Genomic DNA, 20686 nt, shown 5'->3' with positions numbered 1-20686 from the left:
CTGGAGACATGCAGCAGTCCAACGCATCCGGCGCAGCGGCCGGACGGGTCCTGGTCGTCGACGACGACCCCACGGTCGCGGAGATCGTCGCCGGCTACCTCGACCGGGCCGGCTACCTCGTCGACCGCGCCGACGACGGCCCCACGGCCCTCACCCGGGCCGCCGCCCACTGGCCCGACCTGGTGGTGCTGGACCTCATGCTGCCGGGCATGGACGGTCTGGAGGTCTGCCGCAGAATGCGCGACCAGGGGCCGGTGCCCGTCATCATGCTCACCGCGCGCGGCGACGAGGACGACCGCATCCTCGGCCTGGAGGTCGGCGCCGACGACTACGTCACCAAGCCGTTCAGCCCGCGCGAACTCGTGCTGCGCGTGGAGTCGGTACTGCGCCGCACCCGGCCCGCCACCGGCACCCGGCTCCTCAGCTCGGCCGGCCTCGCCGTCGACCCAGGCGCCCGCCGCGCCACCAAGGACGGCACCGAACTCGCCCTCACCCTCCGCGAGTTCGACCTCCTCGCCTTCTTCCTGCGCAACCCGGGGCAGGCCTACGCCCGCGAGGACCTGATGCGCGAGGTGTGGGGCTGGGACTTCGGCGACCTCTCCACCGTCACCGTCCATGTCCGCCGGCTGCGCGGCAAGGTCGAGGACGACCCCGCCCGGCCCCGGCTGATCCAGACCGTGTGGGGCGTAGGCTACCGCTTCGAGCCGGAGGGGGAGTGAGCATGCGCGACACCCTGCTCATCGCCCTGTTCGCGTTCCTCGGCGCGGCCGCGGCCGGACTCCTCGGGGCCTGCACCCTGTGGCTGCTGCGCCGCCGCTCGCTCACCACGTCCCTCACCGTGGTGGCCGCGGTCGCCGTGACCGCGATGCTCGCCGGCACCCTGGCCGTGGCGCAGGCGATGTTCCTGTCCCGGCACGACCTGAGCGTCGTGACGACCGTCGTGGCGATGGCCGCCGTGGTCTCCCTGGCCACCGCGCTGATACTGGGCCGCTGGGTCGTCGCCCGCAGCCGTGAACTCGCCCGCGCCGCCCGCTCGTTCGGCGACGGCGGCGCCTTCACCGCACCCCACGGCCCGGCGACCGCCGAACTGGAGGCACTCAGCCGGGAGTTGGCGGTCACCAGCGCCAAACTCGCCGAATCCCGGGACCGTGAACGCGCGTTGGAGGCCTCCCGGCGCGAGCTGGTCGCCTGGATCTCCCACGATCTGCGCACCCCGCTGGCCGGACTGCGCGCCATGTCCGAGGCGCTGGAGGACGGCGTCGCCGCCGACCCCGACCGCTACCTCCGGCAGATGCGCACCGAGGTCGAGCGCCTCAACGACATGGTCACCGACCTCTTCGAACTCTCCCGCATCCACGCCGGCACCCTTCCCCTGACCTGCACCCGGATCTCCCTCTACGACCTGATCGGCGACGCCCTCGCGGGCGCGGACCCGCTCGCCCGCGAACACGGCGTACGGCTGGTCGGCGACCGGGTGGACGCGGTCCCGGTCGAGGTCGACGGCAAGGAGATGAGCCGCGTCCTCGGGAACCTCCTGGTCAACGCCATCCGACGGACCCCCGCCGACGGCACGGTCGCGGTCGCCGCCGAGTGGTCCCCGGACGGCGTCGTGGTGTCCGTGACGGACGGCTGCGGCGGCATCCCCGAGGAGGACCTCCCGCGCGTCTTCGACACCGGCTGGCGAGGCACCCACGCCCGCACCCCACCGGCCGGCGCGGGCCTCGGCCTCGCCATCGTCCGAGGCATCGTGGAGGCCCACCACGGCCGCGCCTCCGTACGCAACATCCCCGGCGGCTGCCGCTTCGAGGTCACCCTCCCCGCGGCACCGGCGTGAGACGGCCGCCGGATCCTTCGGCCGGGCAGACGTACGTGCCGGAAAGCGAAGCGCGACCTGCCCGACGCGCTCCGGGCTTCAGAGGGCGCTGGATCGTGCGCTGTCGGCCGACCCTGACTCGCGCCACATCCCTCGACGAAGGCCCGGGGGCGGGGCCTCTCCTCGGTCGGCCGCGACCCCGGGCCTCTCCTCGGCCCGCTGGGGACCCCAGGTCACTCCTCGGCCCGCTGGGGACCCCGGCTCACTCCTCCGCGAACTCCCGCATCCCGTCCTCGAACCGGACCTGAGGCTTCCAGCCCAGCTCGGCCCGCAGTCGGGCGGAGTCGGCGGTGATGTGGCGGACGTCGCCGAGGCGGTACTCGGCGGTGACCACGGGCTCGGGTCCGCCGGTCGCGGTGGCGAGGGCGTACGCCATGTCGCCCACGGTGCGTGGTTCGCCGCTGCCGGTGTTGTACGCGGTCAGTGTTCCGGCCGGGCCCTCGGCCTCCAGCGCGGCCACGTTGGCGGTGGCCACGTCCCGTACGTGCACGAAGTCCCGCCGTTGCCGGCCGTCCTCGAAGACACGCGGCGCCTCGCCCCGGGCCAGCGCGGAACGGAAGAAGGAGGCGACACCGGCGTACGGGGTGTCGCGGGGCATCCGGGGCCCGTACACGTTGTGGTAGCGCAGCGACACCGCCCGACCGCCGCTCACCCGGGCCCAGGCGGCGGCCAGATGCTCTTGGGCGAGCTTGGTCGTGGCGTAGACGTTGCGCGGGTCGACGGGGGCGTCCTCGCCGACCAGCCCGGGGGAGAGGTCGGCCCCGCAGAACGGACAGGGCGGTTCGAAGCGCCCCGCGGCCAGGTCCGCGACGACCCGCGGTCCCGGCCGCACCACGCCGTGCCGCGGACACTCGTACCGGCCCTCCCCGTACACGACCATCGACCCGGCGAGTACGAGACGTCCCACGCCCGCGTCGGCCATCGCCGAGAGCAGGACGGCGGTTCCGAGGTCGTTGTGGGAGACATAGTCCGCCGCGTCCGCGACCCCGTTGCCGAGCCCGACCATCGCCGCCTGGTGGCAGACGGCGTCCACGCCGGCCAGCGCCCGGGCGACGGCGGCGGGGTCGCGCACGTCGGCGGCGGGATCCACCCGCACGTCGTACACGACCGGTTCATGCCCGTGCGCCAGCAGCGCCTCGACGACATGGGACCCGATGAACCCGGCACCGCCGGTGACCAGTACACGCATACGGCCACGCTAGAACCGTCACCCTGCCGAACCCCGCGACCGGCCCGGCACGTCACCACTCCGTAAGACGTCCGAGGCGCGTCGGACGGGGACAAATCGACACATGCGCGAGACGCTGCCGTACGCGTCCGCAAACTTCGGCCCTTCGGCAAGGGAGACCGCCATGGCAGCGTCGCTCACCCCCTCCACGAACGACCCCTACCGCTTCGACGACCTCACCGCCCTCTTCGTCAACTGCACCCTCAAACCCTCCCCGCAGGTCAGCAACACCCAGGGACTGATCGACAAGAGCCGGGCCATCATGGACGGGCGCGGCGTGACGACCGAGGTGATCAGGGCGGTCGACCACGACCTCGCGCCCGGCGTCTACCCGGACATGACAGAACACGGCTTCACGACCGACGACTGGCCCGCGCTGTACGAGAAGGTGCGGGCCGCCGACATCCTGGTGCTGTGCGGGCCCATCTGGCTGGGGGACAACAGCTCCGTCACCAAGCAGGTCGTCGAGCGCCTCTACAGCTGCTCCGGCCTGCTCAACTCCCAAGGCCAGTACGCCTATTACGGCAAGGTCGGCGGCTGTCTGATCACCGGCAACGAGGACGGTGTGAAGCACTGCGCGATGAACCTCCTCTACAGCCTCCAGCACCTCGGCTACACGATCCCACCCCAGGCCGACGCCGGCTGGATCGGACCGGCGGGGCCCGGACCGTCGTACCTCGATCCCGGATCGGGCGGACCCGAGAACGACTTCACCAACCGCAACACCGCCTTCATGACCTGGAACCTGATGCACCTCGCGGCCCTCCTCAAGCGCGCGGGAGGCGTCCCGGCCCACGGAAACCAGCGCTCGGAGTGGGACGCGGGCTGCCGCCTGGACGCACCCAACCCCGACTACCGCTGACTTTCCCGAACGTTCGGTGTGTCGGGTGCAAAACACCCGGTAACGTCGCGCATCTCGGCTCGCCGTCAGGGGGATTCCAATGGACTACGACTACGACCTCGGCACCCACACCCGCACCGTCACCACCACGTCAGCCGAAGCCCAACTGTGGTTCGACCGCGGACTGGTGTGGACGTACGCCTTCCACCACGAGGAGGCCGTCGCCTGCTTCGAGGCGGCCGCCGCGGCCGACCCCGACTGCGCGATGGCGTACTGGGGCCTCGCGTACGCACTCGGCCCCAACTACAACAAGCCGTGGGAGTTCTTCGACGGCGAGGACCTGCGGCGGACCGTCGAGCGCACCCATGCCGCGGTGGAGGCGGCGCACGAGAAGGCCGAGGCCGGTGCCACCCCCGTGGAGCGGGCGCTGATCGGCGCGCTGCGCGCCCGCTACCCACAGGCCGAGGCCGTCGAGGACTGCTCGGTGTGGAACGCGCCGTACGCCGACCGCATGCGCGCCGTGCACGAACTCGCCCCCGACGACCTCGACATCGCCGCCCTGTACGCCGACGCGCTGATGAACCTCACCCCCTGGCAGCTGTGGAACCTCAGGACCGGCGAGCCGGAGAAGGGCGCCCGCACCCTGGAGGCCAAGGCCGTGCTCGACCGGGCGACCGCCACGGACGAGGGCCTGGCGCATCCGGGCATCCTGCACCTGTACATCCACCTGATGGAGATGTCCCCGACCCCAGAGACCGCGCTGCCCGTCGCCGACCGGCTGCGGGGCCTGGTCCCGGACGCCGGTCACCTCCAGCACATGCCCACCCATCTGGACGTCCTGTGCGGCGACTACCGGCGGGTCGTCTCGGACAACGGCACCGCGATCGTGGCCGACGAGAAGTACCGGGCCCGGGCCGGGGCCATGAACTTCTACACCCTGTACCGCTCGCACGACTACCACTTCCGGATCTACGGGGCCATGTTCCTCGGCCGCTCCCGCATCGCCCTGGACACCGCCGCCGAACTGGAGGCCTCCGTCCCGGAGGAACTCCTGCGCGTCCAGAGCCCGCCCATGGCGGACTGGCTGGAGGGCTTCCTCGCCATGCGGGTCCATGTGCTGATCCGCTTCGGCCGCTGGGCCGACATCCTCCGACTGCCCGTGCCCACCGACCCGGAGCTGTACAGCGTCACGACCGCGATGCGGCACTACGCCCGTGGGGTCGCCCTGTCGGCCACCGGCCGGATCGAGGAGGCCGAGGCCGAACGCCTGCTGTTCCGGGAGGCGGTGACCCGGGTGCCGGAGAGCCGCATGCTGTTCAACAACAACACCTGCGCCGACATCCTCGCCATCGCGTCGGCGATGCTCGACGGCGAACTCGAGTACCGCAAGGGGGACTTCGAAGCCGCCTTCGCCGCGCTGGAGCGGTCGATCGCGCTCGACGACAACCTGCCCTACGACGAGCCGTGGGGCTGGATGCAGCCGACCCGGCACGCCTACGGCGCCCTGCTCCTGGAACGGGGGCGCGTCGCGGAGGCCGAAGCCGTCTACCGCGCCGACCTGGGACTCGACGACACCCTGCCGCGCGCGGCCCAGCACCCCGGCAACGTATGGGCCCTGCACGGCTTCCACGAGTGCCTGGTCAGGCTCGGCAAGACGGGCGAGGCGCGGATCGTGGCTCAGCAGCTGAAGATCGCCGTCGCGCAGGCGGACGTACCGATCGAGGCCTCCTGCTTCTGCCGGCTCGACCGGGCGTCGGGCGAGGACTGCTGCTCCTGATCGGGTTCCGGCGGTAGGTGGGACCGTAGGCCGGATTCCAATCGTGCACGCGCTTTCTATTGACGTGTACTTGGCATGATGGCTTTCATGGGAGCGCTCCCATCCCCAAGCCTGAGTTTCTTGGCGCTCACTCCCTGGAGTCGCAGTGAGAAGAACAAGAAGCACAACAAGCAGCACAACAGGAAGCACGACAAGAAAGAGCCTCCTGGCCCGTCTGGTGACCGTCCTCCTCGGCCTCGTCGTCGTGGGCGCCCTGTGCCCCGCCGCGGCGCAGGCCCAGGCCGAACCGCCGGGCACCCAGGCCACCGGCCTGCACATCAGCAACGGCAGGCTGGTCGAAGGCAACGGCAACGACTTCGTGATGCGCGGCGTCAACCACGCCCACACCTGGTACCCCGGTGAGCTTCAGTCGCTGGCCGACGTCAAGGCGCTCGGCGCCAACACGGTCCGGGTCGTCCTCGCCGACGGTCACCGCTGGAGCGCCAACAGCGCCTCGGACGTTGCCAACGTTGTCAGTCAGTGCAAGGCCAACCGGCTCATCTGTGTCCTGGAGGTCCACGACACCACCGGATACGGCGAGGAGGCCGCCGCCGGCACCCTCGACCAGGCGGCCGACTACTGGATCGGCCTGAAGAACGTGCTCGCGGGCGAAGAGAACTACATCATCATCAACATCGGCAACGAGCCCTGGGGCAACACCAACCCGGCGGGCTGGACCGATCCCACCATCGCGGCGATCAAGAAGATGCGCTCCGCCGGCTTCGAGCACACGATCATGGTGGACGCCCCCAACTGGGGCCAGGACTGGCAGCAGGTCATGCGCACCAACGCCCAGTCCGTGTACGCCGCCGACACCACCGGCAACCTGATCTTCTCGATCCACATGTACAGCGTCTTCGACACCGCGGCGGAGATCACCGACTACCTCAACGCCTTCGTCACCGCCAAACTCCCGCTCGTCATCGGCGAGTTCGGCGGCCCCGCCGACCAGTGGGGCGACCCGGACGAGGACACGATGCTGGCCACCGCCGAGCAGCTAGACCTCGGTTACCTGGCCTGGTCCTGGAGCGGCAACACCGACCCGATCCTCGACCTGTCGATCGGCTTCGACCCGAACCAGCTGAGTGCTTGGGGCCAGCGCATCTTCAACGGCGTCAACGGCATCGCCCAGACCTCCAAGGAAGCCACCGTCTTCGGCGGCGGCAACCCGGGCGACACCCAGGCACCCACCACGCCCGGCACCCCGACCGCCTCCGCCGTGACGGCCACTTCGGCGAACCTCAGCTGGACCGCCTCGACCGACAACGTGGGCGTCGCCGGCTACGACGTGGTTCGGGTGAGCGGGGGCACGGAGACCAAGGTCGCCTCGTCCACGGGCAATTCGGTCACAGTGTCGGGCCTCACGGCCAAGACGTCGTACACCTTCGCCGTCTACGCCCGTGACGCGGCCGGCAACCGCTCGTCCCGTTCGGCCACGGTGAACGTCACGACCGACGACACCCCCGCCGGCACCTGCTCCGTCGGCTACCGCGTGGTCGGCGAGTGGCCGGGTGGCTTCCAGGGCGAGATCACCATCCGCAACACCGGGACGGCCGCCATCAACGGCTGGACCCTGGGCTTCTCCTTCGCCAACGGCCAGACCGTCTCCAACATGTGGGGCGGCACACCCACCCAGAGCGGTGCCGCGGTGAGCGTCACCCCCGCCTCCTACACATCCAGCATCCCCGCCGCCGGTTCCGTGACCCTCGGCTTCATCGGCTCCAAGGGCGCGACCAACGCGGCCCCGACCGCCTTCACCCTGAGCGGCAGCAGCTGCGCGACCGCCTGAGCGGACGACACCTGGCAGGCCGGCGGGGGCACCGTCCCCGCCGGTCGGCCGTACGGGCTCCTGGTTCGAAGGATCAGCTGAGGGAAGGCGACACCACATGCCCTACGCCTTCGATCCGGAACTGGCCCCCTGGGCGGCCCTGCTTCCCGCACTGCCCTTCGACGACATCGCCGCGGCTCGCGCCCTGGAGTCCCAGATCCTCGCCGCGACACCCGAGCACGAGGGACCGATCCCCGTCGACGTGAGGCAGTCGACGGCGCCCGGTCCCGACGGCTCGCACGACGTGCCGGTACGGATCTACACCCCGCGAGGCGGTGCGGCCCCCCGGTCCGCACTGGTCTACCTCCACGGCGGCGGCTTCTGCCTGGGCAGTGTCGCCCTGGCGCACGGCGGCTGCGCCATGTTCGCCGCGGAGACGGGCGCCGTCGTCGTGTCCGTGGAGTACCGGCTGGCTCCCGAGCACCCGTTCCCCGCGGGACTTGAGGACGGCTACGCCGCTTTCCGGTGGACCGTCCGGCACGCCGCCGAACTGGGCGTCGACCCGGCTCGGATCGGGGTGGGCGGGGACAGCGCCGGCGGCGGACTCGCGGCCGCACTGTCCTTGCTGGCCCGGGACCGCGGTGGCCCGGTGCCGTGCTTCCAGTACCTGGGCATCCCGGCCCTGGACGACCGGCTCCTGACCCCGTCGATGCACGAGTTCACCGACACCCCGGGGCTGAGAAGACGCGACGCCGAGTCGTTCTGGGACCACTATCTCGGCGGCCCCGGCGCACGGGGCGGCGTCGACGTGCCGTACTACGCCGCGCCCGCCCGCGCCGAGGACCTCACCCGCCTACCGCCCACCTATGTGGCCGTCTGCGAGTTCGATCCCCTGCGCGACGAAGGTCTGGACTACGCCCAACGACTGGTCCGGGCCGGCGTCCCGACCGAACTCCACCTGTTTCCGGGCACATTCCACGCCTCCACGACGATCCAGGACGCGGAGGTCAGCCGACGGATGACCAGCGAGGCGATCGGAGCGATGCGGCGATGGCTGCGAGTCGGGTGCGCAACGGGTTAGTCCGAGGGCGATGAGCCTTCGTCGGCCGGACGGGAACCGAGCCGATCTTCGAGGGCGCGGCAGACTTCGGCCCCGAGCTGATCGAGAGCCGGACGATCTACGGCGGCACCCGGCGCCCCCTGATGAGGGTTGTCGGGTCCGGATCACCGATTTCAGCACTGCGGTATACGACGGAGTTTCATCGTCCAGGCCCTGCTGCTGGGTTGGAAAACCCGCAGCCTCCGCACCCGAACCACCTGACCCGCCCCCACCCGTGGGTCGCCTACACTGCCGCCACCGGCACGAGTGAAGCGGGCGGACTGGACCTGCTGCGTGCCCCGGGCACGACGGGTGTCTCCGGCAGCTGAGCCGTCGAGGAACCGCCTCCGTCGTCGCCCACTTCTTCCCACCACGCACGAGAGGCTTCCGAAGCATGCGCCGTTACGTTCTCACCGGCACGCCGGGCGCGGGCAAGACGTCGATCCTGGGTGCCCTGGCCGAGCTCGGCCATGTGGTCGTCGAGGAAGCGGCCACCGCGGTGATCGCCCGGGCCCAGGCCCGCGGTGACGCCGAACCGTGGACGCGGGCGTCCTTCATCGAGGAGATCGTCGAACTGCAACGACACCGGCAGCAGACCGCCTCGACGTCCAACGCGGTGCAGGTGTACGACCGTTCACCGGTGTGCACCCACGCGCTCGCGCGGTACCTGGGGCAGCCGGTGCCGTCGTCGCTGACCGTGGAGCTCGAGCGGATCACGACGTACGGGATCTACGAGCGGCAGGTCTTCTTCGTCCGCAACCTGGGCTTCTGCGAACCCACCAGCGCCCGCCGGATCAGCTTCGAGGAGTCGCTGGAGTTCGAGAAGGTCCACGAGGAGAGCTACCGCGCCTTCGGCTACGAGCTGGTCGACATCCCCGCCGCAGCTCTGCCCCGGCGCGTCGCCACGGTCAGCGCGATGCTCTCCGGCCCCGGCCGGTGAGGACGTCGGCCTCGACGAAGTGCGCCACGTCGTCCGGGGTGGGCCGTAGGACACCGTCGCGTACGCACAGCGCGGTGGCCTCGGCCCGGGACGCGCAGCCCGTCTTGCGCAGCAGGTGCTCGATATGGCTGTGCACGGTCCGCGGGGACAGGAACAGCGCCTGCGCGATGGCCTGGTTCGTCTGCCCCCGCGCGGCCCGGGTCAGCACCTCCAGTTCGCGCGGACTGAGACCGTACGGCAGTTCCGTCGGCGTCTCGGAGACCAGGACGGCCTGCCGGGCCCGGGGTGAGCCCGTCGTGCACCGGTGCAGCGCCACCCGGTACCACCTGCGCCCCACCGGCCAGAGGAACCGCAGCCGCAGTCCCTCCGAGACCAGGAACGCCCCGACCAGCGAGGCGAATTCATCGTCGTCCAGCACCTGGGCGGGCGCCCGGCCCGGCAGGGCGATGAGCCCCTCGGCGGTGACGAGGCTCGCATCCGCCGTGGCGGGCAGGTCGTACCGGTCCCCGGTGTGGGCCGTGGGGTCGGCGAGGGCGCCCAGGGCCGGCAGGACCGAGGCGAGCAGATGGCGGGCTTCGGAGTCGTAGCGGTCGGGCCCTTGCACGGACAGGGTGATCAGGCCGACGAGGCGCCCGTGGTGACGCAGTGCCCCGGACAGCGCGTCGCGGAAGCCGGCCGGCCGGACCCGCTCGGCGTAGAACCAGCCGTTGCGGAAGCGCTGCCCGACGGAGTCGGTGTCCTCGGCGTCCTCGGTGATGGACGGCGGTAGGGACTGCCGTACGACGTTGGCGTACCACGGCGTGGACACGAACTCGGCGGCCAGCGCCTCGGAGGTCACGGCGGTGTAGCCGATGCCCGCGACCTGGACATGGGACCCCGTGATCGGATCGATGGCCAGCAGGGTCGCCGCGTCGAGGGGGAGGGCCTCGGCGAGTTCGTGCAGCGCCTGGGCGCAGGCCGCGGCGGTGTCGCGTTCACGGGTGAGCATGCCGATGCGGGTGGCGGCCGCGAGCTGCTGGTGGGTGACCATGCGGGCCTCCGGAACCCACGAACGAGCACATCGTTTGATCCCTAACGATATGCGCCCTCGGGCTCTGGGACAAGGCCCCCGCCGCTCGGAGACCGGCGAAGGCCATGGTCCCCGGCAGTCGGTATTTGTACGGATGGCGGGCCGCGGCGCCCCGGTCTTTCCTGTTCGGCACAGCCGGACGCCCGACGCCAGCAGGCCCGGGCCGCACCCCTCGGAGAGCGCCGCCATGACCAGACTCCCGTCACCCGCCCCAGCCTCCCGCCGACGGTTCCTCGCCCTGTCCGGCGGCGCCGCGACCGCCGCCCTGCTGGGCGCCGCGGGCTGCTCGGCCCCCGACGACGGCTCCGCGGGCAGCGCGTGGGCAGCCGGCGCGTCGGCCGGAACCAAGCGGCTCACCTCGATCGGCCTCGACTACCCCTTCACCCAACTCCCGCTCTACTCCACGCTGGTGAAGCTCTCCACCGCCGCCGCCAAGAAGCACGACGCCTCCCTCCTGACGACCAGCGACGCGGGCAGCGCCGACACCCAGGCCACCAACCTCAAGGCCTGGGTCGCCCGGAAGGTCCCGGCCATCGTGTCGTTCCCGATGGTCTTCGAGGCCACCGAGTCGATCGCCAGGTCCGCGCTGGACGAAGGCCTGATCTGGGTGACGTACGGCGGCACCCTGGAACACCAGAGCGCGGACATCCAGTTCAGCTTCCTCGAAGGCGGCACCCTGCTCGGCCAGGCGGCCGCCCGCTGGGCCGAGGAACACCTCGGCGGCAAGGGCAAGATCGCGTTCCTGACCGACAGCACCATCCAACTGGGCCGCGAACGCACCAAGGGCATGATCGACGCCTTCACCAAGGCCGCGCCCGGCGTCGACGTCGTCGCCCAGGAACAGGCCATCGACCCCGACACCGGACTGTCGAAGACCCGCGCCGTCCTCGCCAAGCACCCCGACCTCAACATCGTCCTCGGCGTCACCGACGCCTCGGCCTACGGCGGCTTCAAGGCGCTCCAGCAGACCGGCCGCAAGTCGACCGACGCCAAGACCTTCGTCGGCGGCCAGGACGGCTCGGCCCCCTCCCTCCTCGCCATCAAGCAGGGCACCTTCTACCGGGCCTCCGCCGCTCTCGCCCCCCAGGACATCGCCGACGCCATCGTCGACGTCCCCCTCGCGGTCGCCGCCGGCAAGGCGAACCCCAGCGCCCAGGTGCCGATCACCCTCGTCCAGCGCGCCGACACCGCGAAGATCGACGCGCTGCTCGCCCAGAACTCCTAGGCGTCCGCCATGACCGAACCGACCCTCCGCATCCGCGGCCTCACCAAGTCCTTCGGCGGCGTCCGGGCCCTGGACGACGTGGACCTCACCGTCCCGGCGGGCCAGATCCACGCCCTGCTCGGCCACAACGGCGCCGGCAAGTCCACCCTCATCAAATGCCTCGGCGGCGCCTTCCCACCCGACGCGGGCACCATCGAGGTGACCGGAGTCCTCTACGAGCGCCTCACCCCCCGGGAGTCCATCGCCGCCGGCGTCGCGATCATCTACCAGACCCTCAGCGTCGTCGACTCCCTCACCGTCGCCGAGAACATCTTCCTCGGCCAGGAATGGACCCGCTACGGAACCGTCCACCGCCGCGCCCAGGACGAGATGGCGGCCGGACTCCTGGAACGAGTCGCCGCAACCTGCTCCCCACGCGACCGCCTGAGCGAACTCCCCATGGGTCAACGCCAGTTGGTGGAAATAGCCAAAGCCCTCAGCCGCAGCGCCTCGGTACTGGTCCTGGACGAACCGACGGCAGCGCTGTCGGGTGCGGAGAGCGACGCACTGGCCGAGCGGGTGGAGGACCTACGAACCCAGGGACTGGCCATCGTGTACGTCACCCACCTCCTGGGCGAGGTGGAACGCCTGGCGGACGCGGTAACGGTCCTGAGAGACGGCCGCGTAACCCACCATGCTTCGGGGCCAGGTCAGTCACGGCACGCTCTGATCACCGCGATCACCCACCAACCCAAGGGGCGCGGGGAACCGCGCGACCAGCCACACACGACCGCCAAGCCGCCCACGAACGCACAACCCCGACCCATCAGGCGACCCGCCCTCACTCTGAACGGCCTCCACGGCCCAGGTTTCGGCCCCATCGACCTCACCGTCACCGAAGGCGAAATCGTAGGCCTCTACGGCCTCATCGGCTCCGGCCGCACCCGCATCCTGGAAACCCTCTACGGCCGCCGCCCCGCCTCGGCCGGAACGGTCACGGTGGGGGAGCGGCCCGTCAGGACCGCCCGCCCCGCCGACGCCCTGGCCGCAGGCATCGCCCTCGTACCGGCGGACCGACGCAGACAGGGTCTGTTCCCCGCACTGAGCGCGCAGGACAACGCCCTGCTCCCCTCGATCCGCACACTCGCCCGGCGCGGGATCCGCTCCCGCCGCACCGAACAACGTGTCTTCCGCGCCCTCTCCGAAGCCGTGGGCCTCCGACCGGCGCAACCCCGTTTCCCCGCCGCCGCCTTCTCCGGCGGCAACCAGCAGAAACTCGTCCTCGGCCGCTGGATCAACGAGGCACGCGACGTCGACGTACTGCTCCTCGACGAACCCACGCAGGGCGTCGACGTGGGCGCCCGGCACGAGATCTACCAGGTGGTCTCAGACCTGGCCGAACAGCGGGGCACCGCCGTGCTGTTCGCCTCCAGCGACCCGGAGGAGGTCGTCGCCCTGGCCCACCGCTGCCTGATCGTCTCCGCCGGACGCGTCGTCGCCGAACTCGACGGGCCCCGGCTCACCGAGACCGCCCTGCTCTCGGCCGTCCACGACCTCAGCTCGCAAGGAGCAGCATGACCACCGCTCTGCCACTGCCCCGCACCCTCGCGGGCAGCGGCCTGAACACCGTGCGACGGCATCCGCTGCTCGTCGTCCTCCTCGCCATGGTGCTGGTGTTCCAGCTCAAGACCGGCAGCTTCCTCGACGCGGGCAACCTGCGGGGGATCGCCCTCGACGCGGCCACCCTCGCCATCGTGGCCGTACCGCTCGCGCTGCTCGTCATCAGCGGCTACCTCGATCTGTCCGTCGGCTCCACCCTCGCCCTCGGCGGGCTGGTGGCGGGCTGGCTCGCCGGTCAGCAGCACCAGTCGCCGGTCGTCGCCGTGCTCGGCGCGCTGGTGGTGGGCGCCGCGGTCGGCGCGGTGAACGGTGTGCTGTGCTGCTACCTGGGCCTGTCGGCGTTCATCGTGACGCTGGGCATGCTGACCGCGGTACGGGGACTCGCGCAGCAGCTCTTCCCGCTGCCGCTGAGCAGCTTCGGCACCGGGTTCGCCTGGCTCGGCGGATCGCGGGTCGCCGGGATCGACGCGCCCGTGTTCCTCGCCGGGCTGGTACTCGTGGCGGGGGCGCTGTTCCTGGCACTCACTCCGGGCGGGCGGCACGTCTTCGCGATCGGCGTCAACCGGGAGGCCGCCTACCTCTCCGGGATCAACGTCCGCCGTACGCCGTTCGCGCTGTTCGTCGTCACCGGGGTCGCCGCCGCTCTCGCCGGGGCCATCAAGGCATCGGTGCTGGACAGCGCGGTCGCCGGGACCTCCGGCGCCGGGTTCGAACTGACCGTGCTCACCGCCGTACTGCTCGGCGGGGTCGCGCTGACCGGCGGATCCGGATCCGTTTTCGGCGTACTCCTCGGCGTGCTCTTCCTCGGAAGCCTCCAGAACGGGCTGACCCTGTTGGACGTGCCGACCTTCTGGCAGCAGATGGCCCAGGGCACCGCCCTGGTGGCAGGCGCCGCCCTCGCCTACTTCGGACCGCGGGCGACGCGGTGACATCCCCCATCCCCGAAAGGACCCACGTGAGCGACAGCGCCCCCACCCCCAGCATTCCCACTCTAATTCTGACGGGCGGTCAAGTCGTCACCGTCGACGGCGACTTCACCGTCGCCGAAGGGGTGGCCGTGCACGGCCGGACGATCCTGGCCGTCGGCGGCGACGCCGAGATGCGCGCCCTGGCCGGCCCCGGCACCCGGATCGTCGAACTCGGCGGACGGACCGTCCTGCCGGGCATCAACGACTCGCATCTGCACGGGGCGGCGTACGGCCTGACGAAACCGCCGTTCGCGCTCTACGTCGGCCATCCGGCGGTCGGCTCGATCGCCGACGTCGCCGAGGTGGTCCGCGGCGCGGTGGGGGAGGCCCGGCCCGGTGAGTGGATCGTCGGCCTCGGCTGGGACCCTGGGTATCTCGCGGAGTGCCTCGCCGACCCGGGCCGGTTCCCGCACCGCCGGGACCTGGACGCGGTGGCGCCCGACAACCCGGTCTGTCTGACCGACTTCTCCTCCCACATGGTGTGGGTCAACAGTGAGGCGCTGCGCCGCTGCGGCATCGGTGCGCACAGCGTGGCGCCGCCCGGCGGAGTCATCGACCACGACGGTGACGGCGAGCCCACGGGCATCCTGCGCGAGGCGGCCGGGCGGCTCGTCCAGGCCGCGCTGCCCAGCCCCACCGTCGCCCAGCGCCGCGAGGCCATCACCGGCGTGATCCGGGAACTGCACACGCGAGGCATCACCAGTTACACCGAGCCCGGCCTCGGCCCCGGCGGCACGTCCTCGCTGTTCGGCGGCCTGAGCACCGACAACTGGACCGCGTACGCCCAACTCGCCGAGGAGAACGCCCTGGACGCCCGGATCAGCGTCCTGCTGCTGCCCGCCCCCATGGGCGGCTCCGCCGACGACGTGCGCAAGGGACTGGCCGAACTGCCGCGCCCCGCCTCCGCCGACGAGCGCCTGCTGCGTGCCATCGGCGTCAAGATCTTCGCCGACGGAGTCCCGCCGAACCGCACGGCCTGGATGAAGGAGCCCTACGCGGACGGCGGTCACGGCGCGCTGTGTGTGCACGGCGACACCCCGGCCCTCCAGGCCGGTGAGCTGCGGGAGATGATCCGGGTCGCGCACGAGGCGGGCTACCAGCTCGGTGTGCACGTCACCGGTGACCGGGCCATCGACGAGGTCGTCGACGCCTTCGTCGCCGCGAACGAGGCGGCGCCCAGGGCCGAGGCCCGCCACTACGTCATCCACGGTGACTTCGCGGGGCCCGCGAGCCTCGCCAAGCTCGCCGCGCACGGGTACGGCGTCAACATGAACCCCGGCATCAAGTGGACGATCTCCGACCTGATGGACGAGGTCGTCGGCCCCGTGCGCTCCGCCTACCAGTGGCCCGTACGCTCCGCCCTCGACGCAGGTGTGACGGTCTGCGCCAGTTCCGACGCGCCGATCACCGAACCCGACTGGCGCCAGGGCGTCGCCGCGATGATGCTCCGTGAGTCCAAGGCCAGCGGCCGGCCCAGCGGTCCCGAGCAGTGCGTACCCCTCGCCGACGCCCTGCGCGCGTACACGATCAACCCGGCCCGTCAGGACTTCGCGGAGGAGTGGAAGGGCTCGGTCGAGGTCGGCAAGGTGGCCGACCTGTGCGTCCTGGACCGGCCGCTGCTCGGCCTCGACCCGCACGAGATCACGGACGTACGGGTCGATCTGACGGTGTTCGACGGACGTGTGGTCCACGAGCGGGGCGAGCGATGAGCGCCGCGCCCCGCATGCTGCTCGTCCTGAGCGAGAACTGGACCCTCACCGGTGGCCAGGCCGACCTGCCCGCCGCCGTCCGCTGGGCCCGCGAGGCGGAGGACGCCGGTTTCGACTCGGTGATGGTCAGTGAGCACATCGTCCTCGGTCCGGACGCGGGCGCCGACGGCATCATGGGCAACCCCCGTGACTACGCCCTCCCGGGCAACCAGGACCCGTACACGCCCTGGCCCAACTCCCTGCTCCTGCTCGCCGCCATCGCCTCCGTCACCCGGCGCCTGCGGCTGGCGGCGGCGGCCGTCCTCGCACCGCTGCGTCATCCTCTGCTGATGGCACGGGAGTTGGGCACCCTGGACCTGATCAGCGAGGGGCGGCTGCTGGTGCAGCCGACGGTCAGCTGGAGCAGGGACGAGTACGACGCGCTCGGCGTCCCCTTCGGCCGCCGCGGACGTCTGCTGGACGAACATCTGGAGGTCTGGGCGAAGGCGTGGGGAGCGTCCCCGATCTCCCACGACGGCGAGCACTACTCCTTCCGGGACGTCTACTTCGAACCCAAGGCCCACCGCCCCGAGGGCCCCCGCCTGTGGTTCGGCGGACAGCGCCTGCACGGCCCGGTCCTGCGCAGACTCGTCCGGTACGGCCATGGCTTCCATCCGCTGGGTCGCCCCACAGCGCAGGACCTGCTGGCTCTCGAGGAGGCGATGGCCGCGGCCGGGCGGGACGCGGCGGAGCTGGAGATGATCGGCGGCACTCAGGCCGTGTTCCCGGACGACCGCTCGCCGGCGGATCTAGGGGCGGCCCTCGCGTCGATCCCGGAACAGCTGGAGCAGGGATTCACGACTTTTTGTATAAAGCCGAACCAGTTCATTGATGATCCGGACGGAATCGGGTCGTTCTGTCGCGAGGTGACGCGTCGCGTGGAGACCATGACGAAGTGAGGGGTGACTTCTGTTCGCATAGTGCACTAGTTTTCACAGCACACATTGCGCCACGCCACCGCGCTGAGCCCCTGAGGAGTCGTCGATGAGCAGAAGCGAGTTTCCGGAAGCCGCGACGGCGGCGGGCACCGTACAGGGCCGTCGGGAGGGCGGCCTGTCGGTCTTCCGCGGCATCCCCTACGCGCAGCCCCCGGTGGGCGAGGACCGCTTCGCCGCTCCACGGCCGGTGGACCGCTGGGACGGCGTGCGCGAGGCGTTCGCGTTCGGCCCGCCTCCGCCCCAGGAGCCGATGGGACCCGAGGCCCCCGGGGGCTTTTCGGCCGGTGACGACTGGCTGACCGTGAACGTCTGGACCCCGGACGCGGACCCGGCGGCACGCCGCCCGGTGATGGTGTGGATCTACGGCGGCGCCTACAAGTTCGGTTCCTCCGACGACCGCGCCTACGACGGCAGCCGCCTGTCCGGCGAGGGCGGGCTCGTCGTGGTCAGCCTCAACTACCGGGTCGGCATCGAGGGCTTCCTCAACATCGAGGGCGCCCCCGCCAACCGCGGTCTGCTCGACCAGGTCGCGGCGCTGGAGTGGGTGCGCGAGAACATCGCCGCCTTCGGGGGCGACCCGGACCAGGTCACCGTCTTCGGCGAGTCGGCCGGCGCGGGGTCCATCGCCGCCCTGATGGTCATGCCCAGGGCGCGGGGCCTGTTCCGGCGGGCCATCGCCCAGAGCGTGCCGGGCACGTACTTCTCGGACGCGCTCGCCACCGACATCGCCCAGGCGCTGGCCGCCGAGATCGGGCTGCGGCCCACCGTCGCCGACCTGGCCGGCGTGGACCCGCGCAAGCTGCCCGAGGCGGGGGCGACGCTGACCGCCCGGATGCGCGAGCACCTGCCGCGGTGGCGTGCGGTCGCCCTCACCCCGACCCCGTTCTCACCGGTCGTCGACGGCGACGTCCTGCCCACCGCGCCCTGGGAGGCGCTGGCCGCCGGCGCCGCCGCCGACGTGGAGCTGATCGTCGGCCACAACCGGGACGAGTACCGCCTCTTCCTGCTGCTCGGCGGACTGCTCGGCCGGGTGGACGACGGGCTGGCGGCACTCGCTCTGAGCCTGTTCGGCCCGACGCCGGACGCCGAACAGGCGTACCGCGCCGCCTTCCCGGACGCGGGCACGGAGTACCTCTTCGAGCTCGTCCAGTCCGACTGGCTGTTCCGCATGCCCTCGCTGCACCTGGCCCAGGCCCAGGTGGCCGGCGGCGGCCGGGCGCACGTCTACGACCTCACCTGGTCCGCCCCCGCCAACGGCGGCGCACTGGGCGCCTGCCACGGCCTGGACGTGCCCCTGACCTTCGGCGTGTACGACGGCAACGGCCTCGGCAGCATGCTGATCGGCCCCGCCCCCACGCCCGAGACCGAGGCGCTCTCCGACCGCGTCCGCTCCGCCTGGACCGCGTTCGCCACCACGGGCGACCCCGGCTGGCCCGCGTACGACGACGAGCGGCGTCTCGTCCAACTCCTGGACATCGAACCGACGGTGGCCGCCTATCCGGAGGAGGCCTCGCGCCTTCTGTGGGAGCGGCACACCTTCGCCGCGCTGCCCTTGGCGTCGGCGTAACCCCTGGTCGGCGGCCCGGTCGGACGAGCCTTGTCAGGAGTGCTGACAGCGTGAAGTAAGGCGTGTAGATTGCGGCCGTCGCGAAAATGCACAAAATAAGCCGGGCTGTCGAGACGCACCAGGACAGCCGTGGTCTCTTCCCCACCCCTTCCCCCTGGAGGAGCCCATGCGAAGGCGTGTACTCGGGCTTGGCGCAGCACTGATCACCCTCGCCGGTCTGGCCGGCTGCGGATCCTCGGACTCGGGAACGAGCGGTTCGTCGAGCGCGGGCGGCACGAAGACCACGACGGTCAAGGTCGGGATCATTCCGATCGTCGATGTCGCCCCGCTCTATCTGGGGCAGCAGAAGGGCTTCTTCAGCAGCCGCGGCATCAAACTGGAGATGGTCGCCGCCCAGGGTGGCGCCGCGATCATCCCCGGTGTGGTGAGCGGTCAGTTCGAGTTCGGGTTCAGCAACACGACCTCGCTGATGCTGGCCCAGGTCAAGAAGGTGCCGGTCAAGTCGGTCGCCAACGGCGCGGCCTCCAACGGCAAGGTGGGCGCGGACGTCACCGCCGTGATGGTGAAGAAGGACAGCCCCGTCAAGACGGCCAAGGACCTCGCCGGACGGACGGTGGCGGTCAACACCCTCCAGAACATCGGCTCCACCACGGTGCGCGAATCGGTCCGCAAGGCCGGCGGCGACCCCTCGAAGGTGAAGTTCGTAGAGATCCCCTTCGACCAGATGCCCGCCGCCGTGGACGACGGCCGGGTGGACGCCGCCTGGATGGGCGAACCCGCGCAGACCGTCGCCAAGGCGCAGGGCGCCCGCGTCGTGGCCTCACCCTTCGCGGAGACGGACCCCGAGCTCACCGTCGCGACGTACTTCACCTCGACGCAGCTCACGCAGCGGAACCCGGACCTGGTGAAGAAGTTCACCGAGGCGATGAACGAGTCGCTCGAGTACGCCTCCGCGCACCCGGACGAGGCCCGCCAGACCCTCACCACCTACACCAAGATCAGCGGCGACGTCCTGAAGAACCTCATCCTCCCCAGCTGGCCCACCGAGGTCGACATGGCCTCCCTGGAGAAGCTGGCCACGCTCAGCGAGCAGGACGGACTGTTCGGCGGCCAGAAGCCGGACCTGGCCACCCTGTTCTCATGACCCGTCGGTGGCGCCACCCTGAGCCTGCGGCCGCCCGGAATCGGTGACCACCTCGCCCTGGACCACGCGAGGGGTCGCCGATTCCTCGGCCGCTCCCTCGTCCATGGCGAGCTTCTCCGCCTTGAAGATGCGCGCCGACTTGCCCGCCGAGCGGGTCAGTTCGGGGAGCTTCTTGGCAGCGAGGACGGCGATCACGACGAGCAGGACGACGACGAGCTCGCTCATTCCGAACATGGGGATCCCTCCGGATCGGACGGTGCCGAAGTCGGAGGCGATCCCGGCCAGGCGGGCAGCGTACCTCTGCCAGGCCGCGGAGCGGCACGGTGTCCCTACGATGGACCGCCCGTGCAGTGTGCGGCAGCGGGAAGGGAGACAGGACGTGACCGATCACCGGCGCCCCCGGCGACGGGGGCCGGGCGAGCTGGAGGCCCAGGTCCTGTCGGTGCTGCGCGAGGCCGACGGCCCGGCGACGGCGGGCTGGGTGCAGCGGCGGCTGGGGGCGGGCCTCGCCTATACGACGGTGATCACGATCCTGACCCGGCTGCTGGCCAAGGGCGCGGTGACCCGGCAACGGGCGGGCCGCTCGTTCGTCTGGACACCGGAGTCGGACCGCTTCGGACTGGCGGCCCACAAGATGCGCAGGCTCCTGGACGCCGAGAGCGACCGCGCGGCGGTGCTGGCCAGTTTCGTCGCCTCCCTCGACCCCGCGGACGAGAAGCTGCTGCGTGACCTGCTCGGGCAGGCGAGAGGCGACGCGGACGCCTGAAGCCCTAACATCTACGGCACGGTACATCTACAGCACCGTAGAAGCCGGTGCGCCGGCGGCCGGAGGGAACCCCGTCCCCGTCCCGTTCGTTCCCCCA

General features: G+C 71.3%; 18 protein-coding genes. 15 read left to right on the top strand and 3 right to left on the bottom strand.

Features of this window, described 5'->3' with window-relative positions; all coding sequences use genetic code 11:
• Positions 1-8 precede the first annotated feature (8 nt).
• Together ABKA17_RS18665 and ABKA17_RS18660 are read left to right on the top strand one after the other, a co-directional pair.
• Positions 9-719, top strand: a complete 711-nt coding sequence (locus tag ABKA17_RS18665; RefSeq protein ID WP_353693209.1) for a response regulator transcription factor — start codon at positions 9-11, stop codon at positions 717-719.
• A gap of 2 nt (positions 720-721) precedes the next feature.
• On the top strand, positions 722-1834 hold the full coding sequence (locus ABKA17_RS18660; protein WP_353693208.1) for a sensor histidine kinase: 1113 nt from the start codon (positions 722-724) through the stop codon (positions 1832-1834).
• Positions 1835-2075: 241 nt separating this feature from the next.
• On the opposite strand, the gene ABKA17_RS18655 is transcribed toward ABKA17_RS18660, so the two are convergent.
• Positions 2076-3062, bottom strand: a complete 987-nt coding sequence (locus ABKA17_RS18655) for an NAD-dependent epimerase/dehydratase family protein (protein ID WP_353693207.1) — start codon at positions 3060-3062, stop codon at positions 2076-2078.
• A gap of 163 nt (positions 3063-3225) precedes the next feature.
• Here ABKA17_RS18655 and ABKA17_RS18650 point away from each other — a divergent pair, with 163 nt between their 5' ends.
• The 5 genes from ABKA17_RS18650 to ABKA17_RS18630 all read left to right on the top strand — a co-directional run bounded on the left by ABKA17_RS18650 (position 3226) and on the right by ABKA17_RS18630 (position 9565).
• Positions 3226-3963: a flavodoxin family protein gene (locus ABKA17_RS18650; protein WP_353693206.1), complete on the top strand. Its 738-nt coding sequence runs from the start codon at positions 3226-3228 to the stop codon at positions 3961-3963.
• 79 nt (positions 3964-4042) lie between these two features.
• Entirely contained in the window at positions 4043-5719 is a 1677-nt protein-coding gene (locus ABKA17_RS18645) for a tetratricopeptide repeat protein (RefSeq protein ID WP_353693205.1), read from the top strand.
• Positions 5720-5933: 214 nt separating this feature from the next.
• Complete coding sequence (locus ABKA17_RS18640; protein ID WP_502994312.1) at positions 5934-7547, top strand: cellulase family glycosylhydrolase; 1614 nt, start codon at positions 5934-5936, stop codon at positions 7545-7547.
• Between the two features lie 97 nt (positions 7548-7644).
• Positions 7645-8607 (top strand): alpha/beta hydrolase fold domain-containing protein, encoded by a 963-nt coding sequence (locus ABKA17_RS18635; protein ID WP_353693203.1) that lies wholly within the window; start codon positions 7645-7647, stop codon positions 8605-8607.
• A gap of 412 nt (positions 8608-9019) precedes the next feature.
• Positions 9020-9565: an ATP/GTP-binding protein gene (locus ABKA17_RS18630; RefSeq protein WP_353693202.1), complete on the top strand. Its 546-nt coding sequence runs from the start codon at positions 9020-9022 to the stop codon at positions 9563-9565.
• On the opposite strand, the gene ABKA17_RS18625 is transcribed toward ABKA17_RS18630, so the two are convergent.
• Positions 9534-10595, bottom strand: coding sequence for a helix-turn-helix transcriptional regulator (locus ABKA17_RS18625; RefSeq protein WP_353693201.1), 1062 nt, complete (start codon positions 10593-10595; stop codon positions 9534-9536). The genes ABKA17_RS18630 and ABKA17_RS18625 overlap by 32 nt on opposite strands.
• 226 nt (positions 10596-10821) lie before the next feature.
• On the opposite strand from ABKA17_RS18625, the gene ABKA17_RS18620 reads away from it, so the two are divergent.
• From ABKA17_RS18620 to ABKA17_RS18590, 7 genes are all read left to right on the top strand, one after another.
• Positions 10822-11859 (top strand): sugar ABC transporter substrate-binding protein, encoded by a 1038-nt coding sequence (locus tag ABKA17_RS18620; protein ID WP_353693200.1) that lies wholly within the window; start codon positions 10822-10824, stop codon positions 11857-11859.
• 9 nt (positions 11860-11868) lie between these two features.
• Positions 11869-13416, top strand: a complete 1548-nt coding sequence (locus ABKA17_RS18615) for a sugar ABC transporter ATP-binding protein (protein WP_353693199.1) — start codon at positions 11869-11871, stop codon at positions 13414-13416.
• A complete protein-coding gene (locus ABKA17_RS18610; protein ID WP_353693198.1) occupies positions 13413-14387 on the top strand; it encodes an ABC transporter permease in 975 nt (324 codons plus the stop codon). Before ABKA17_RS18615 ends, ABKA17_RS18610 begins: the two co-directional genes overlap by 4 nt.
• A 26-nt stretch (positions 14388-14413) precedes the next feature.
• Entirely contained in the window at positions 14414-16135 is a 1722-nt protein-coding gene (locus tag ABKA17_RS18605) for an amidohydrolase (protein ID WP_353693197.1), read from the top strand.
• Positions 16132-17073, top strand: coding sequence for a TIGR03619 family F420-dependent LLM class oxidoreductase (locus ABKA17_RS18600; protein WP_353693196.1), 942 nt, complete (start codon positions 16132-16134; stop codon positions 17071-17073). The genes ABKA17_RS18605 and ABKA17_RS18600 overlap by 4 nt, the downstream gene beginning before the upstream one ends.
• An 85-nt stretch (positions 17074-17158) precedes the next feature.
• Positions 17159-18679: a carboxylesterase/lipase family protein gene (locus ABKA17_RS18595; RefSeq protein WP_353693195.1), complete on the top strand. Its 1521-nt coding sequence runs from the start codon at positions 17159-17161 to the stop codon at positions 18677-18679.
• A gap of 166 nt (positions 18680-18845) precedes the next feature.
• Positions 18846-19823: an ABC transporter substrate-binding protein gene (locus ABKA17_RS18590; RefSeq protein WP_353693194.1), complete on the top strand. Its 978-nt coding sequence runs from the start codon at positions 18846-18848 to the stop codon at positions 19821-19823.
• Here the strand turns inward: ABKA17_RS18590 and ABKA17_RS18585 are convergent.
• Complete coding sequence (locus ABKA17_RS18585; RefSeq protein ID WP_353693193.1) at positions 19818-20057, bottom strand: twin-arginine translocase TatA/TatE family subunit; 240 nt, start codon at positions 20055-20057, stop codon at positions 19818-19820. The genes ABKA17_RS18590 and ABKA17_RS18585 overlap by 6 nt on opposite strands.
• A gap of 145 nt (positions 20058-20202) precedes the next feature.
• Here ABKA17_RS18585 and ABKA17_RS18580 point away from each other — a divergent pair, with 145 nt between their 5' ends.
• Entirely contained in the window at positions 20203-20589 is a 387-nt protein-coding gene (locus ABKA17_RS18580) for a BlaI/MecI/CopY family transcriptional regulator (protein WP_353693192.1), read from the top strand.
• The last annotated feature ends 97 nt before the right edge of the window (positions 20590-20686 follow it).

This window comes from Streptomyces sp. RG80 (assembly GCF_040446465.1).
Classification (GTDB): Bacteria; Actinomycetota; Actinomycetes; order Streptomycetales; family Streptomycetaceae; genus Streptomyces.
Note: the sequence above shows the minus strand (reverse complement) of the source record. Positions and strands in the feature narration are given on the sequence as shown.